Raw genomic sequence first — 14467 nt, 5'->3', positions numbered from 1 at the left:
GAGAGATTAGCACGTAGGACCGCGCTACCAGAAGTTGGGGCCGCCTTTGCTCTGCCACGAGTGCGAAAAGTGGTCCAACGCGCGTCCTCCGCACCACGCGACCGCTACAACCCACGGATGATCTTCAGCCAAGTAAGAGAGGCACAGAAGCACTCTCACAACAGACCCGACTAACATTCTCATAGTCACACGAGCCGGATCGGGAGACCTGTGGGCATACTGGACAACTTCGAGAAGGGTCTCGAGCGCGCCGTCAACGGCGCTTTTGCGAAGACCTTCCGGTCGGGGCTGCAACCGGTCGAGCTCACGAGCGCACTCCGCCGCGAACTCGACACGAAGGCCGCGATCGTCACACGCGACCGCGTTCTCGCGCCCAATCGCTTCGTTCTGCGCATGTCGTCGTCCGATTACGCCCGGATGCGCTCCATGGGCCCGACCCTCATCGACGAGCTCGTCTCCTATGTCCAGCAGTACGCGGCCGGCCAGCACTACCAGTTCGCCGGCGGCATCTCGGTCGACCTCGTCGAGGATCCGAGCCTCACCGAGGGCATCCTGCAGGTCGAGTCCGAGAACGTGAAGAGCGACGTCGCCTGGACTCCCATCCTCGACATCGGCGGCAAGCGCTACCCGATCGAGAAGGCGCACACGGTCATCGGCCGGGGCAGCGATGCGGACATCACCGTGGATGACACGGGCATCTCCCGCAAGCACGTCCAGATCACGTGGGACGGCTCGCGCGCCCAGGTGCAGGACCTGGGTTCGACGAACGGCTCGCAGCTCAACGGCCAGCCGGTCACGAAGGCCCTTCTCGAGCCGGATTCGGTGATCACCATCGGGCGCACGCGCATCGTGTTCCGGGTGCTCCCCCAGGCGGCCCATGTCGAGCGTCCCGCCGACAACCGTGTCGACGACGCGACCCGCCGGCACGACATCGGCGGGTTCTGGAGCAAACCGTGAACCCGAGCGAGCTGACACTCCTGGTGCTGAGGTTCGGCTTCCTCCTGCTGCTGTGGCTGTTCGTGTTCGGCATCGTCTACGCGCTGCGCAGCGACCTGTTCGGCCAGCGTGTGCGCAAGCTTCCGGATGCGCAGGCCGTCGCCCCCGCACCGGCGCCTTCCCCGTTCCTCGCCACCCCCACCTCCGGCGCCACCGCTCCCGGCGCCACCGCGCCCACCATGCAGCCGCCGCCGGCGTCCTCCCTGCCGACGGGCGCGAACACGGTCACGGGCAAGCCGAAGGCGACCGTGCTCAGTGCCGGCCGTCTCACGATCACGTCCGGTCCGAAGCAGGGCACGGAGCTCCCGCTCGGCCGCGAACCGCTCACCATCGGGCGCTCGAGCGAGTCGGGCCTCGTCATCCGCGACGACTACACCTCCACCCACCACGCGCGTCTCCTGCTGTGGAACGACGAGTGGATGATCCAGGACCTCGATTCCACCAACGGCACCTTCCTCGACGGCAAACGCGTGTCCGTCCCGACCCAGGTCCCCCTGAACACCCCGGTCAAGATCGGCACAACGACGTTCGAGCTGCGGCGGTAGTACGTGGCACCCGCTAACCGAGCCGTCGCTGTTTCGCACGTCGGCAAGATCCGCTCCAACAACCAGGACTCCGCGTATGCCGGGCACGACCTGTTCGTCGTCGCCGACGGGATGGGCGGGCACGCGGGCGGTGACGTCGCCTCGGCGATCGCGGTGAACCGCATCCGCGAGGCGGACAAGGAGTACGCGACGGCTGCTGAGGCCGAGTTCGCACTGCAGGCGGCGTTGATCGCGGCGAACTCGCTCCTAACCGAGACGGTGTTCGAGCATCCGGAACTGACCGGGATGGGCACCACGGTGAGCGCGATGGTGCGGGTCGGCGACCAGATCGCTCTCGCCCACATCGGCGACTCCCGCATCTACCGGTTCCGCGACGGCGAGCTCAAACAGGTGTCGATCGACCACACGTTCGTGCAGCGCCTGGTCGACAGCGGACGCATCACCGAGGAGGAGGCGATGGTCCACCCTCGCCGCTCGGTGCTGATGCGGGTTCTCGGCGACGTCGACGCCTCGCCCGAGATCGACACCTGGATCCTCGACACCCAACCGGGCGACCGGTGGCTGATCTGCTCCGACGGTCTGAGCGGTGTCGTCAAGCACGACGACATGCAATCCGCCCTCGCCTCGCACGAAAGCCCGAAAGCGGTCGCCGACCGGCTGCTGAAGCAGAGCCTGGATGCGGGTGCGCCCGACAACGTGACCATCGTCATCCTCGACATCGCCGACACCGGCCGCGTTGACACGCTCAAAGACCCCGTCACGGTGGGTTCCGCATCCGCCCCGCTCGCCTTCACGACCGACGTGAAGCCGGTACGCGCCAACCGGCTGCCCACCCTGCGCCTGCACCCGGTCCGCCCCGCAACCGGCCCGACGCACTTCGAGCCGCAGTCCGAGGACTACCTCGACGAGCTCATCGAAGAGGATGAGCGACGGGCCAGGCGTCGCAGGCTCACGTGGCTTATCGGCGTGATCGTGCTCGTCGTCGCCATCGTGCTGGCAGCACTTTTCGGCTACCAGTGGACGCAGTCGCACTACTACGTCGGCGCGTCGCCCAGCGGAAAAGTCGCTGTCTACCAGGGGGTTCAGCAAAGCCTCGGCCCGATCGCGCTCTCCCACGTCTACGAGGAGTCGACCACCGACGTATCAAGCCTGCCCGCATACGACAAACAGCTCGTCGAACAGACCATCAACGCCGATACTCTGACGTCTGCCAGGCAGATCGTGGAACAGTTGACCGATGCCAGCAAACAGTAACCCGACCGGCATCATCGACTCGCCGCGCCCTGCGACGAGCCCGCTGTCGATCAAGCGATTGCGGATGCCCGCCAAACTGCGCAACCTCGAACTGCTGCTGCTCATCGTCGCTTGCGTCATCAACGCATCGGCCGTCGTCCTCGTGCAGCTGGGCGCGCTCGGCCACGTCGACGTGACGCTCCTGTATCTCGGTGCGGGCCTGTCTATCCTCGTGTTCGCGATGCACATCGCGATGCGGTTCGTCGCACCGCAGGCCGACCCGTTCCTGCTGCCGATCGCGACCGTGCTCAACGGGCTGGGCATCGCGATGATCTACCGGATCGACATCCATTTCGGGGACAGCGGGTGGAACAGCGCCGGCGTGCGCCAGATCGTGTGGAGTGCGATGGCGATCGTCTGCGCCATCGCTGTCGTGCTGATCATCCGCAACTACCGCATCCTGCAGCGCTACACCTATATCGCCGGGTTCGTCGCGCTGGCGCTTCTGCTGTTGCCGATGCTGCCCGGCATCGGCCGTGAGATCTCCGGCGCGCGGGTGTGGATCGGCATCGGCCCGTTCAGCTTCCAGCCGGGCGAGATCGCGAAGATCGCGCTGGCGATCTTCTTCGCGGGCTACCTCGTGCAGCGCCGGGATTCGCTCTCCCTCGTCGGCAAGAAATTCCTGGGGATGCGTTTCCCCCGCCTCCGCGACCTCGGTCCGATCCTCATCGTCTGGCTGATGTCGATGGCGGTCATCGTCTTCCAGCGCGACCTCGGTACGGGGCTCCTCTACTTCGGATTGTTCCTCGTCATGCTGTACGTGGCGACGGCGCGGATCAGCTGGGTGATCATCGGCCTGGGGCTCATCGTCGGCGGCGCGCTCATCGCCAGCCAGGTGCTCAGCTACGTGCACGGTCGTTTCGAGAACTGGCTCAACCCGTTCGCGCAGAAGGTCTACACCGCGAACGGCGGCAGCTATCAGCTGGTGCAGGGCCTGTTCGGGCTCGCGCACGGCGGACTGATCGGCACGGGGCTCGGGCAGGGCCAGCCCTACGTGACCCCGGTCTCGCAGAGCGACTACATCATCGCGAGCCTCGGCGAAGAGCTCGGTCTCGCCGGCCTGTTCGCGATCTTCGCCCTCTACCTCCTCTTCGTCGCACGCGGCTTCCGTATCGGCTTCGCGGGACAGGACGACTTCGGCAAGCTGCTCGCCGTCGGCCTGTCGTTCACGGTCGCCCTGCAGTGCTTCGTCGTCATCGGCGGCGTCACCCGGGTCATCCCGCTGACCGGCCTCACCACTCCTTTCCTCGCAGCCGGAGGTTCCTCACTCGTGGCCAACTGGATCATCGTCGCGCTACTGCTCCGTGTGTCGGATGCCGTCCGAAACCAACCGAGGCTGGTGGTGAGCTGATGAATCGCGAGATCAAACGCATCAGCATGGTCGTGCTCGCCATGTTCGTGGCCCTCATGGTGTCGACGTCGATCCTGCAGGTGTTCCAGGCGGATTCGCTGAGTGCGGATGCACGCAACAGCCGCACCATCTACGACAGCTACTCCGCCCAGCGCGGGGCGATTCTGGTCGCGAACCAGCCGGTCGCCCAGTCCATCCCGACCAAGGACGTCTACAAGTTCCAGCGCGTCTACAGCAACGGTCCCCTCTATTCGTCGGTCACCGGCTTCTTCCCGCTGGATGGCGCCCCGACCGGCCTCGAAGGCGCCCTCAACGCCCAGCTCAGCGGCTCATCCAATTCCCAGTTCTTCGACCGGGTGAATTCCATCCTCACCGGCAAGAACCCGCAGGGCGCATCCGTCGAGACCACGATCGACCCCGTCGCCCAGAAGGCCGCATACGACGCTCTCGGCAACCTGCAGGGCGCTGTCGTGCTGCTGGAGCCGAAGACCGGCAGGGTCCTCGCCATGGTGTCGAAGCCCGACTACGACCCGAACGCCCTCGCCGGCCACGACACCGCGAAAGTCGACGCGACGTACAAGGCGCTGCTGAACGCACCCGGCGACCCGCTGATCAACCGGACCATCGGCGGCAACCTGAACCCGCCCGGCTCGACGTTCAAGCCGGTGATGAGCTCGGCGGCGTTCGGCACAGGCAAGTACACGAAGGACAGCCAGCTGCCCAACCCCCAGGCCCTGACGTTGCCCGGCACCAGCACCGTCGTGCACAACGACACCTTCAGCACCTGCGGCCCCGGCGCCACGGTCTCGATCGCGAACGCGCAGATCCTCTCGTGCAACATCCCCTTCGCCGAACTGGGTATGCAGCTCGGCGGCCGCGTCATCAAAGACCAGGCCGAGAAGTTCGGGTTCAACAAGCAGCTGTCGATCCCGGTCAAGGTCGAGCCGAGCGTCTACCCCACCTACACCGATCCGGCGCAGGTCGCACAGAGCGCGTTCGGGCAGCTCGACGACCGTGCGACTCCGCTGCAGATGGCCATGGTGTCGGCCGGAATCGCCAACGGCGGAGTGGTGATGTACCCGAACATGGTCGACTCGATCCGGTCGGCGAACCTGCAGCCGATCCAGACCTTCACGCCCCAGGCGCTGGACACCGCGACCTCGCCCGAGAACGCTGCGACCATCCGTCAGATGATGGTGGACGGCGTAAATCACGGTGTTGCCACTAATGCAAGAATAGACGGGGTCAGTGTGGGCGGTAAGACCGGAACAGCGCAGAACGGCGAGGGTGAGCCGTACACGCTGTGGTTCACGGGCTTTGCACCGGCGGACAATCCTCGATTCGCTGTGGCTGTTGTTGTTGAAAATGGTGGTGGGCAGGGCCAGAACGGCACCGGAAACTCCATCGCTGCTCCAATTGCGAAGAAAGTACTAGAGGCGGTGCTGAATAAATGAGACCCACAGCAGGGCTCACCTTCGGGGGACGATACGAGCTGCAGTCGCGCATCGCGATCGGCGGCATGGGAGAGGTCTGGCAAGCCACCGACCTCGTGATCGGTCGTACCGTCGCGATCAAGATCCTGAAGGACGAGTACCTGGGTGACCCGGGGTTCCTCGAGCGTTTCCGCGCCGAGGCCCGCCACGCCGCGCTCGTCAACCACGAGGGCATCGCGAACGTCTTCGACTACGGCGAGGAGGAGGGCAGCGCCTACCTCGTCATGGAGCTCGTCCCCGGCGAGGCGCTCTCGACCGTCCTCGAGCGTGAGCATGTCCTCAGCACCGACAAGGTCCTCGACATCGTCGCGCAGACGGCGGCCGCCCTGCACGCCGCCCACGCCGCGGGCCTCGTGCACCGCGACATCAAGCCGGGCAACCTGCTCATCACGCCGGATGGCCGCGTCAAGATCACCGACTTCGGCATCGCTCGCATCGCCGACCAGGTTCCGCTCACCGCGACCGGTCAGGTCATGGGAACAGTCCAGTACCTGTCGCCGGAGCAGGCGAGCGGGCATCCTGCATCCCCCACGACCGACATCTACTCGCTCGGCATCGTGGCCTACGAGTGCCTGGCGGGCCGCCGGCCGTTCACCGGCGAGTCGCAGGTCGCGATCGCGATGGCGCAGATCAACGAAGCGCCGCCCGAACTCCCCCTCACCGTCTCGGAGCCGGTGCGGAACCTCGTATTCGCGTGCATCGCGAAGAACCCTGCCGACCGGCCCGCGTCGGCCGCCCACCTCGCCCGGGCAGCCCAGGCCCTCCGCCGCGGTGATGTCCAGGCCGCGGCCGGATCGGTACCTGCGATCCTGGGCGGCGCCGCAGCGCTGACCGCTGCGACCACGGTGATGATGCCGACGGCCGGCGACACCCAGGCGACGACGCTCCTTTCGACTCCCGCGCCGATCGGTGGCGTAGGGCCGGTCGACACCGTGCCCTCCACGACGACGAAGAAGCGCAGCCCGTGGACCTGGCCGCTGATCGCGCTCATCGCACTGCTCGCTGTCGTCCTCATCGGCACGATCATCGCCCTGCTCGCACAGCCGAAGGGCGCGAGCGCGCCGCCGACGACGCCGCCTGTGGTCCACACGACGACGGCCCCGCCCTCGCAGACGCCGTCGCCGTCGCCGAGCCCGACGAGCACAACGGTGCAGATCAACGAGTCCGACTTCCTCGGCAAGACGAGCGCCGATGCCCGCAACATGCTGCAGGCGGTCGGGATGGTCGCCGACGTGCAGACCGGCCAGGCCGCGACCTCGCAGGGCCAGGTCGACAAGGTGTACTCGGTGAACCCGACCGGGCCGGTGCCCAAGGGCACCACGATCACCGTGAAGGTCTACGGGCCGGTCGCGCCGATCACTCCACCCGCGGACACGCCGACCACGGTTCCGCCCGGCCAGACGACGGCCGCACCCGGCGAGAACGTGGTCCTCAAGTTCGGCGGCGCGGGCTGCCCGGCCGGCCAGAACCTGACGGGACGCCAGATGTTCGTGAACGGCAACGCGTTGGGACAGCCGGTTCCCGCGACCCAGCCCACGGTCACCTGGACGGTTGCGAACACCGACGGCCCCGAAGCGAAGGCCACCTACAAGATCTTCTGTGGAGAATCGGTGGCGTCCGATCCGTCGCAGCCGCTTTCGATCACGGTCGCGACGACGACCCCTTAGGGTTCTGTCCAGAAAACGACCGGTACACTAACGGAGACCCTGCCCCTGACGAGGAGTTCGCATTGAGCCCAGATAGCCGCCTGCTCGCGGGCAGATATCAGGTGGGCGAGCTGATCGGGCGCGGCGGGATGTCCGACGTGCATCGGGGAACCGACACCCGCCTGGGCCGCACGGTCGCCATCAAGCTGCTCAAGCCTTCGCTCGCAACAGACCCCGCTTTCCGCACACGCTTCCGCCAGGAGGCGCAGGCGGCTGCACGCATGGCGCACCCGACGATCGTCCGCGTCTTCGACGCCGGCGAAGAGACCGTCAGGGAGCCGAACGGCCACGAAGCGCAGCTTCCGTTCATCGTCATGGAGTACGTCGACGGCGTTCTCCTGAAAGACCTTATAAAGTCCGGCCCGATCGACGCCGACGAAGCCGTGCGCATCGTCGAGGGCATCCTCACCGCGCTCGAGTATTCGCACCGCGCAGGGGTTGTCCACCGCGACATCAAGCCGGGCAACATCATGATCACCAAGGCCGGCCAGGTCAAGGTGATGGACTTCGGCATCGCGCGCGCGATCAGCGACTCGTCGGCCACGGTCGCGCAGACCACCGCCATCCTCGGCACGGCGAGCTACTTCTCGCCGGAGCAGGCGAAGGGCGAGTCGGTGGATGCGCGGACCGACCTGTATTCGACGGGCGTCGTGTTCTTCGAGATGCTCACCGGGCGGCCGCCCTTCCGCGGCGACACCCCCGTCGCCGTCGCCTACCAGCACGTCAGCGAGACGCCGGTCGCGCCGAGCTCCATCAACCACAAGGTCTCGCCCGCGCTCGACGTCGTTGTGCTTCACGCACTGTCGAAGGACCGCTTCGAGCGCTATCAGACGGCTGCGGAGTTCCGGGCGGATGTGGAGACTGCTGGAGCGGGCCACGTCCCGATCCACAAAGAGGTCGACCCGCTCTCCGAGACGCTGTTCGGCGCCCCGCCCAGCGTGGTCTCCGGCCCGGAGGCTGCGTTCCGTCAGCTCGCCGAAGACCAGTCGATGGTCCGCACGCAGCGGCGCCCACCGGTGATCTGGATCTGGGCGGGCATCGCCGTCATGGCCGTCGTCGTGGTCGCCGTACTCGCCTGGGTGCTGCGTCTCGCCCCGAGCGATCAGCTGCCTGCTACCTCCCGCGCCGTCCCGAACCTCTCCGGCCAGACGATCGACGCGGCGACGGCGGAGCTCGAGAAGGACAAGCTCAAGTGGACGCAGGCGCAGGAGTCGAGCGCCACCTACCCCCAGGGGCAGGTGGTCAGGACCGACCCGGCGGCGGGGATCATCGTCTCGACGGGTGACACCGTCACCGTCTATGTCTCGACGGGCAAGAAGACAGTGGCCGTTCCCGATGTCCACAACATGACGGTGGTCAATGCGAAGTCGGCACTGACAGCGGCCGGCTTCACCCTCGGCCCGGTCACCACCCAGAATTCTCCGAATGTCGCGGCCAACATCGTGATCTCGACCGATCCCGCAGCCAATGCGACCGCGCACGAAGGCGATCCGATCGGCCTGACGATCTCGAGCGGGAAGGTGACGCTGACCGACCTCGTCGGCCAGTCGATCCAGGCGGCCACGGGCATCCTCTCGCAGCTTCAGCTGACTGCGAATCCTCAGCCCGACTCGACCTGCCCGACAGAGCAGGGCACGCTCGTCCACAGCCAATCGCTGGCTCCCGGGGATGTGCCACAGGGGTCGACGGTCACCCTCACCTACTGCACGGGCTGACGCCTACGCCAGTTTGACCAGTGGGTTCAAGTGCAGCGAGGTCTCCTTCGCGCCGGAGAGGCCCGCCGACTCGAGCCAGTTGCCGAGCATCCGGTACCCGCCCTCCGTCAGGACCGACTCGGGGTGGAACTGCACCCCGTAGATCGGGGCTTCCTTGTGTCGCAGGCCCATGATCACGCCACCCGCCGTTCGTGCGGTCACCACCAGGTCGTCCGGAACGGTGCCGTCGACGACGGCGAGAGAGTGGTAGCGGGTCGCCGTGAACGGCTGGCTGACCCCGTCGTAGAAGTCGCTGCCGTCGTGGGTGACGAGCGAGGTTTTTCCGTGCATCAGTTCTTCGGCGTTGGTGACGACCGCTCCGAACGCCTCCGCGATGGCCTGGTGCCCGAGGCAAACGCCCAGCAGCGGCTTGTCGGTGCGCAGCGCCTCACGGACGGTCGCGATGGACACGCCGGCGTCAGCGGGCTTGCCCGGACCGGGTGAGATCAAGACGGCGTCGTATTCGGCCAGGCGGGCGGGAACGTCCGTCGCGGCGAAATCGTCGTTGCGGACGACCGTCGTCTGGGCGCCGAGCTCCCGGAGGTAGCCGTTCAGCGTATAGACGAAGCTGTCGTAGTTGTCGATGACGAGTACACGGGTCACGTGCCCACGGTTCCTTCCTGGTCGCCCAGTAGTGAATCGACCCACGGAAAGACCCATGTGACGAGAACGAACAAAATGATCGCGACGAGGACGACCAGGATCAGGATGCGCACCCACACCGGCCCGGGGAGCACGCGCCACAGCGCTGCATACATTCTCTACCCTCCCTGGGCCGCGACCTGCGCGGCGATTTCTGCCGGCGGACCGGCGCTCAGGGGCTGCCAGCCGTCGAACAGGTTGTAGGCGATGAGACGCTCGCCCGCGTGGAACGGCGGGTTGCACGTGGTGATGGTCATGATGCGGTCCACAGCGGTCGCTCCCTGCTGACGCGGAACGGGGTAGAGCACCGAGACCGCGTTCGGCTGGACGTACTCGAAGTTGCGGAAGCGGTAGGTGTACCAGCCGTCTTTGGTCTGAACGTAGACCGCGTCGTTGAGGCGGAGCTTCGACAAGTCGATGAAGGCGTTTCCCCATCCACTGTCGTGCCCGGCCACCGCGAAGTTGCCCACCGCTCCCGGCATCTGGGTGTCGGGGTAGTGACCGACTCCTGCCGTGTAGCTGTTGAGCACCTGCTGGACGTCGACGGTCTGCCTGATAATGCGTTTCCACTCCGGCCCGAGCCGCGGGACGTAGATGACCGCGAACGGCTGGTACGCCGCCGGAGCGGTCATCACCGGTGGCGGCCCGTAATCGGGCTTCGTCGCGCCCGGGGTTTTCGCCGGGGTCGGTACAGGGCTCGGACTCGCGGAGGCCTGGTCGAGCCACTGCCTGCTCTGGGCGGCGGCCGCGTTCGTCTGCTCGCCGGCGAGCACGAGACTGTTCCACCAGACCTGCCAGCCGAGAAAGAGGAGTACCAGCACGCCCGCTGTGATCAGAAGCTCGCCGATGACGCCCAGTACGGAGGGTCGACGGCGATCGGACATGGCGACGATTCTACCGGCGGCATCCGAGAACCCGGCTGAGTTATCCACAGGCTGAGCGCTCGCTGCGCAGACGCGCGATCGCAGCGGGTGCCCTGCGTTGTCCCGTACACTATTGACCTATGGCACGCACCAAGTCCCCGAGCAAACCCGAGCGCAACGGCGCGCAATCCTCCAGCGAAGACGCACCCAACCCGGTGTGGTTCAAGCCGGTGATGTTCGGCTTCATGCTCCTCGGCCTCATCTGGATCATCGTCTTCTACGTGAGCCAGAGCCAGTACCCCATTCCTGCGCTCGGCGCGTGGAACATCCTGGTCGGTTTCGGCATCGCCTTCATCGGCTTCCTGATGACTACTCGGTGGCGCTGACCCCTTCTCGAGGGTCCGCAACAGTGGGGACAATTACACGGCTGTAACTATCCCCAGTGTTAATAAGCCTGTGGATAACTTCTCCACCGCTCAGGCGAACAGGTGGATAGTGCTCAATCCGAGCAGGATGAGCGTCAGGAGGCTCATCAAACCGATCTGCAGGTTGCGTCGCTCGGGCGAGCGCGTCTCGACGTAGATCAGCCCGATCAGCGCACCGGCGATCAGTCCGCCCACGTGCGCCTGCCACGCGACGTTGAAGCCGGGGATGAATCCGATCACCAGGTTGATCCCGACAAGGATCAGCAACTGCGTCGCGTTACCGCCGAGCCGGCGCTGGATGACCAGGAAGGCCCCCAGCAGCCCGAAGATCGCTCCGGATGCGCCGAGCACCGGGGTCCCGGGAGGCGCGAGCAGCAGCACGCCGACCGAGCCGGCGAAACCGCTGAGCAGGAAGAGCAGGAGGAAGCGCACGCGGCCGAGCAGCGGTTCCAGGAGCGTTCCGAAGATCCAGAACGTGTACATGTTCAGGGCGATGTGCAGGATGCTCCCGTGTGCGAACACCGAGGTGAGCATCCGCCACGGTTCAAACTGCTGCGGGTAGGAGTACGCACCCGCGTACCAGATCGCGCTCGTGACCGTGTTCCCGATTCCGGGAAGAGACTGCAGGATGAATACGAAGACGCAGATGGCGATGATCGAATACGTGACCACCGGGGCTCCGCGACCGGTCATACGCGTGATCACTGCAGGCTTCACCCTCGGCGCCTCAGCGCGTTGCTGCTTCATGCATTCCGGGCAGATCACCCCGACGGGCGCCGGCGTCTGGCACTCAGGGCAGATCGTGCGGCCGCACCGCTGGCAGAGAACGTAACTTTGGCGATCCGGATGCCGGTAGCAGTAGGTAGCCCGGGTATCCGCGGGCTGTGTCATACGAGCCCTAGGCCTCCTCGACCGTGACCGACTCGATCACGACGTCGTCCAGCGGACGGTCCCGCGCGTCGGTCGGCAGGTCGGCGAGCTTGTCGATGACCTTGCGCGATGCCTCGTCGTCGACCGAGCCGAAGATGGTGTGCTTGCCCTGGAGCCAGGTCGTCGGAGCGACGGTGATGAAGAACTGCGAGCCGTTCGTGCCGCGGCCGCCCTGGATGCCGGCGTTCGCCATCGCGAGAACGTACGGCTCGGTGAAGTCGAGCTCCGGGTTGATCTCGTCGTCGAACTGGTAGCCGGGGCCGCCTGTGCCCGTGCCGAGCGGGTCGCCGCCCTGGATCATGAAGCCGGGGATGATGCGGTGGAAGACGACACCGTCATAGAGCTTGTCCGTAGTGGTCGCACCCGTGGCCGGATTCTTCCACTCGATCTCGCCCGTCGCGAGTCCAACGAAGTTCTTCACCGTCTTGGGGGCGTGGTTTCCGTACAGGTTGACCTTGATGTCCCCGTAGTTCGTGTGGAGAGTGGCGACTGCGGTGTGCTTTGACATGAAGTCAATTCTTGCACAGGCGTTCGAACCTCTCGGGTTACCCTCAGCGCATTCGGTGGCAAGATGGAGACTGTTCGCTACACCACGCAATGGAGGTCCACATGAGCCTGACACGCAAGCGTAAGAAGGAACTCGATCGACTGCGCAGCGCCGCGGAGGACCTGTGGGAGCAGCAGCAGGATCTCCTCGCTCGCGCCAACGCGGTGGCCAAGGAGGCCAGCAAGCAGGTGGGTCACCTCCATCGAGAGGAAGTTGCTCCGCGCGTGCGTGAGGGCTATCACCAGTATGTCCGGCCCGGAATGGAAGCGACCGGTCGCTTGGCGGGCTCGGCGAAGGAGCGCTTCGTCGGCGATGTTCTCCCGGCCGTGGGGTCGGCGATCGGCACCGCCATGTCGGTTGCGGACTATGCGCGGGATGCTCGGGACAGGGCCTATGCCGGTGCGCGCGCCGCAACGTCCCGCAAGGTGGTCGTCGAGAAGTCGGGCCACGGAGCCGGGAGCGCCATCGCGGTCATCCTGGGCGTCATCGCTGCGTGCGGCGTGCTCTACGCGGTCTGGCAGACGTTCCGGGCCGACGATGAGCTGTGGGTCGCAGACGAAGAGCCTGCGTCGCCCGCGGCCGAAGGCTAACGGTTACCCGGCGCGATCAGCCCGAGCGCCACATTCACCAGCTCGACGCGTCGGGCCGGCACCTCACCCAGGCGGAACCAGGCCGCCTCGTCGGTCGTGCCTTCGAGCTCGTTGGTCAGCTTGCCGGAGAGGATGTGCGCCCGGTAGATGATGCGCAGCGCGTGGAGTGGCCGGCCGGAGCCGTCGAGCCGCTGGTCGGCGGGCACGATCCGTGAGTCGATTCCGATGAGCGCATCGAGTTCTGCCGTATAGCCGGTCTCTTCGAGGATCTCACGCCGGGCCGCGTCCGCAGGGTCTTCCCCCGGGTCGATTCCCCCTCCGGGGAGAGTCCAGCCGGAGCGGCCGCTTTCGTTCCAGTGGGCGAGCAGGATGCGCTCACCATCGACGATCACTCCGTACGCAGCCACTCGGATGTCCATTCCGTCACCCTACTGCCGTCGGAGCGCATCCGCCGCTGCACCCGAACGGGGGCTCCGCACACCGGTACTTCCCGGGGTACGTTCGGGATTGTGTCCGTCGTCGAGGTACAGCACGCGTTCCGCACTCCCCTGCCCCCGCACGACGCCCTGGACCGGGTCGAGTCCCTCCTCGAGGCCGACGGTCGCTGGGCTGTCATGTCGCGCCGCTCCGATCACGTCGTCGCGACGCGGTGTGCCCGCCCGTCGAAGTGGACTCGCCCGTTCAGCCAGGTTCCGGATGCGAGTGTCACCCTCTGGGTCGCCGACGATGAGTCGGAGACGGGGGCGGTCGTCCGGGTCGCTGCTGTCCTGGACACATCGCCGCGGAAGCATGACAGGGAACTCGACCGCCTCGCGTCCTATTTCGAAGGCTTCGGGCTCCGCTTCAACGGCTGACGCTCAAACCGCTCAGCAGCTCAGCAGGCGCAGTCGATCGCGTCGGCCCCGACCGGGCTTGTCAGGTCGTCGATGTCGCGTACGACCGGGCCGTTGTCGTTAACGACGGGAAGGCCTTCGCGAGCCCAGTACTCGAATCCGCCGATCATCTCGCGGACCTCGTAGCCCAGAAGACTGAATTGGAGGGCGGCTTTCGTCGAGCCGTTGCATCCGGGCCCCCAGCAGTAGACCACCACCGGCGTCGCCGGATCGATGAGTCCGGATGCACGTTCAGCGATGTCCGCCGTCGGCAGGTGGATCGCCTGGGGCACGCGCCCCTGACGCCAGGCGGCATCTCCGCGGGTGTCGACGAGCACGAACCGCTCCCCGCTCTCGATCGCGGCGTGCACGTCGGACGGATCGGTTTCGAACTGCAGTTTCGCGGCGAAGTGCCGCACCGCGTCGGAGGTCGATGTCGAGGTCATGAGCAACAGACTAG

The 14467-nt window shown here is 66.3% G+C and carries 17 protein-coding genes; 10 read left to right on the top strand and 7 right to left on the bottom strand.

Translation table 11 applies throughout. The annotated features are described in order from the left end of the window. Positions 1-210 precede the first annotated feature (210 nt). The 7 genes from G3T36_RS05350 (at position 211) to pknB (ending at position 9099) form a co-directional block, all read left to right on the top strand. On the top strand, positions 211-957 hold the full coding sequence (locus G3T36_RS05350; protein ID WP_163288526.1) for an FhaA domain-containing protein: 747 nt from the start codon (positions 211-213) through the stop codon (positions 955-957). Further along, a complete protein-coding gene (locus G3T36_RS05345; protein WP_163288525.1) occupies positions 954-1541 on the top strand; it encodes an FHA domain-containing protein FhaB/FipA in 588 nt (195 codons plus the stop codon). Before G3T36_RS05350 ends, G3T36_RS05345 begins: the two co-directional genes overlap by 4 nt. A 3-nt stretch (positions 1542-1544) precedes the next feature. Next, a complete protein-coding gene (locus G3T36_RS05340; protein ID WP_163288524.1) occupies positions 1545-2795 on the top strand; it encodes a protein phosphatase 2C domain-containing protein in 1251 nt (416 codons plus the stop codon). A 64-nt stretch (positions 2796-2859) separates the two neighbouring features. Then, a complete protein-coding gene (locus G3T36_RS05335) occupies positions 2860-4185 on the top strand; it encodes an FtsW/RodA/SpoVE family cell cycle protein (protein WP_193571002.1) in 1326 nt (441 codons plus the stop codon). Next, positions 4185-5639, top strand: a complete 1455-nt coding sequence (locus tag G3T36_RS05330) for a peptidoglycan D,D-transpeptidase FtsI family protein (RefSeq protein WP_163288522.1) — start codon at positions 4185-4187, stop codon at positions 5637-5639. Before G3T36_RS05335 ends, G3T36_RS05330 begins: the two co-directional genes overlap by 1 nt. Beyond that, positions 5636-7345 carry a protein kinase domain-containing protein gene (locus G3T36_RS05325; RefSeq protein ID WP_163288521.1) on the top strand — a complete coding sequence of 570 codons (1710 nt, stop codon included), beginning with the start codon at positions 5636-5638 and terminating at the stop codon, positions 7343-7345. The genes G3T36_RS05330 and G3T36_RS05325 overlap by 4 nt, the downstream gene beginning before the upstream one ends. Positions 7346-7407: 62 nt before the next feature. Further along, positions 7408-9099 carry a Stk1 family PASTA domain-containing Ser/Thr kinase gene (gene pknB, locus G3T36_RS05320; RefSeq protein ID WP_163288520.1) on the top strand — a complete coding sequence of 564 codons (1692 nt, stop codon included), beginning with the start codon at positions 7408-7410 and terminating at the stop codon, positions 9097-9099. Between the two features lie 3 nt (positions 9100-9102). Here pknB and G3T36_RS05315 read toward each other — a convergent pair whose 3' ends face one another. From G3T36_RS05315 to G3T36_RS05310, 3 genes are read right to left on the bottom strand one after another with little or no spacing between them, the layout of a single operon-like run. Next, complete coding sequence (locus G3T36_RS05315; RefSeq protein ID WP_163288519.1) at positions 9103-9741, bottom strand: glutamine amidotransferase-related protein; 639 nt, start codon at positions 9739-9741, stop codon at positions 9103-9105. Then, positions 9738-9896, bottom strand: coding sequence for a hypothetical protein (locus G3T36_RS19500; protein WP_193570866.1), 159 nt, complete (start codon positions 9894-9896; stop codon positions 9738-9740). The genes G3T36_RS05315 and G3T36_RS19500 overlap by 4 nt, the downstream gene beginning before the upstream one ends. A 3-nt stretch (positions 9897-9899) precedes the next feature. Then, positions 9900-10664 carry a class E sortase gene (locus G3T36_RS05310; protein ID WP_163288518.1) on the bottom strand — a complete coding sequence of 255 codons (765 nt, stop codon included), beginning with the start codon at positions 10662-10664 and terminating at the stop codon, positions 9900-9902. 119 nt (positions 10665-10783) lie between these two features. On the opposite strand from G3T36_RS05310, the gene G3T36_RS05305 reads away from it, so the two are divergent. Continuing rightward, positions 10784-11029, top strand: coding sequence for a cell division protein CrgA (locus G3T36_RS05305; protein WP_163288517.1), 246 nt, complete (start codon positions 10784-10786; stop codon positions 11027-11029). A gap of 90 nt (positions 11030-11119) precedes the next feature. Here the strand turns inward: G3T36_RS05305 and G3T36_RS05300 are convergent, their stop codons facing one another. Continuing rightward, positions 11120-11785: a rhomboid family intramembrane serine protease gene (locus G3T36_RS05300; protein ID WP_338031470.1), complete on the bottom strand. Its 666-nt coding sequence runs from the start codon at positions 11783-11785 to the stop codon at positions 11120-11122. Between the two features lie 181 nt (positions 11786-11966). Next, positions 11967-12506 (bottom strand): peptidylprolyl isomerase, encoded by a 540-nt coding sequence (locus tag G3T36_RS05295; protein WP_163288515.1) that lies wholly within the window; start codon positions 12504-12506, stop codon positions 11967-11969. A 101-nt stretch (positions 12507-12607) separates the two neighbouring features. On the opposite strand from G3T36_RS05295, the gene G3T36_RS05290 reads away from it, so the two are divergent. Beyond that, complete coding sequence (locus G3T36_RS05290) at positions 12608-13135, top strand: hypothetical protein (RefSeq protein ID WP_163288514.1); 528 nt, start codon at positions 12608-12610, stop codon at positions 13133-13135. Here G3T36_RS05290 and G3T36_RS05285 read toward each other — a convergent pair. Continuing rightward, the gene (locus tag G3T36_RS05285) at positions 13132-13554 is read right to left on the bottom strand and encodes an NUDIX hydrolase (RefSeq protein ID WP_163288513.1); all 423 of its coding nucleotides are present in this window, start codon (positions 13552-13554) and stop codon (positions 13132-13134) included. The genes G3T36_RS05290 and G3T36_RS05285 overlap by 4 nt on opposite strands. 90 nt (positions 13555-13644) lie before the next feature. Here G3T36_RS05285 and G3T36_RS05280 point away from each other — a divergent pair, with 90 nt between their 5' ends. Next, the gene (locus G3T36_RS05280) at positions 13645-13989 is read left to right on the top strand and encodes a hypothetical protein (protein ID WP_163288512.1); all 345 of its coding nucleotides are present in this window, start codon (positions 13645-13647) and stop codon (positions 13987-13989) included. Positions 13990-14009: 20 nt separating this feature from the next. Here G3T36_RS05280 and G3T36_RS05275 read toward each other — a convergent pair whose 3' ends face one another. Next, positions 14010-14453, bottom strand: a complete 444-nt coding sequence (locus tag G3T36_RS05275; protein ID WP_163288510.1) for a rhodanese-like domain-containing protein — start codon at positions 14451-14453, stop codon at positions 14010-14012. Between the last annotated feature and the right edge of the window lie 14 nt (positions 14454-14467).

It is taken from the genome of Leifsonia tongyongensis, assembly GCF_010686705.1.
In the GTDB taxonomy this organism is placed as follows: domain Bacteria; phylum Actinomycetota; class Actinomycetes; order Actinomycetales; family Microbacteriaceae; genus Diaminobutyricibacter; species Diaminobutyricibacter tongyongensis.
The sequence above is the reverse complement of the archived record's forward strand: the minus strand, read 5'-3'. Positions and strand labels throughout refer to the sequence as shown.

Bases quoted from the DNA above. Each gene is read 5' to 3' on its own strand.
- G3T36_RS05330 (WP_163288522.1), top strand. From the start codon at position 4,185: ATGAATCGCGAGATCAAACGCATCAGCATGGTCGTGCTCGCCATGTTC.
- G3T36_RS19500 (WP_193570866.1), bottom strand. From the start codon at position 9,896: ATGTATGCAGCGCTGTGGCGCGTGCTCCCCGGGCCGGTGTGGGTGCGC.
- G3T36_RS05285 (WP_163288513.1), bottom strand. From the start codon at position 13,554: ATGGACATCCGAGTGGCTGCGTACGGAGTGATCGTCGATGGTGAGCGC.
- G3T36_RS05290 (WP_163288514.1), top strand. From the start codon at position 12,608: ATGAGCCTGACACGCAAGCGTAAGAAGGAACTCGATCGACTGCGCAGC.
- G3T36_RS05295 (WP_163288515.1), bottom strand. From the start codon at position 12,506: ATGTCAAAGCACACCGCAGTCGCCACTCTCCACACGAACTACGGGGAC.
- G3T36_RS05305 (WP_163288517.1), top strand. From the start codon at position 10,784: ATGGCACGCACCAAGTCCCCGAGCAAACCCGAGCGCAACGGCGCGCAA.
- G3T36_RS05275 (WP_163288510.1), bottom strand. From the start codon at position 14,453: ATGACCTCGACATCGACCTCCGACGCGGTGCGGCACTTCGCCGCGAAA.
- G3T36_RS05335 (WP_193571002.1), top strand. From the start codon at position 2,860: ATGCCCGCCAAACTGCGCAACCTCGAACTGCTGCTGCTCATCGTCGCT.
- G3T36_RS05310 (WP_163288518.1), bottom strand. From the start codon at position 10,664: ATGTCCGATCGCCGTCGACCCTCCGTACTGGGCGTCATCGGCGAGCTT.
- G3T36_RS05325 (WP_163288521.1), top strand. From the start codon at position 5,636: ATGAGACCCACAGCAGGGCTCACCTTCGGGGGACGATACGAGCTGCAG.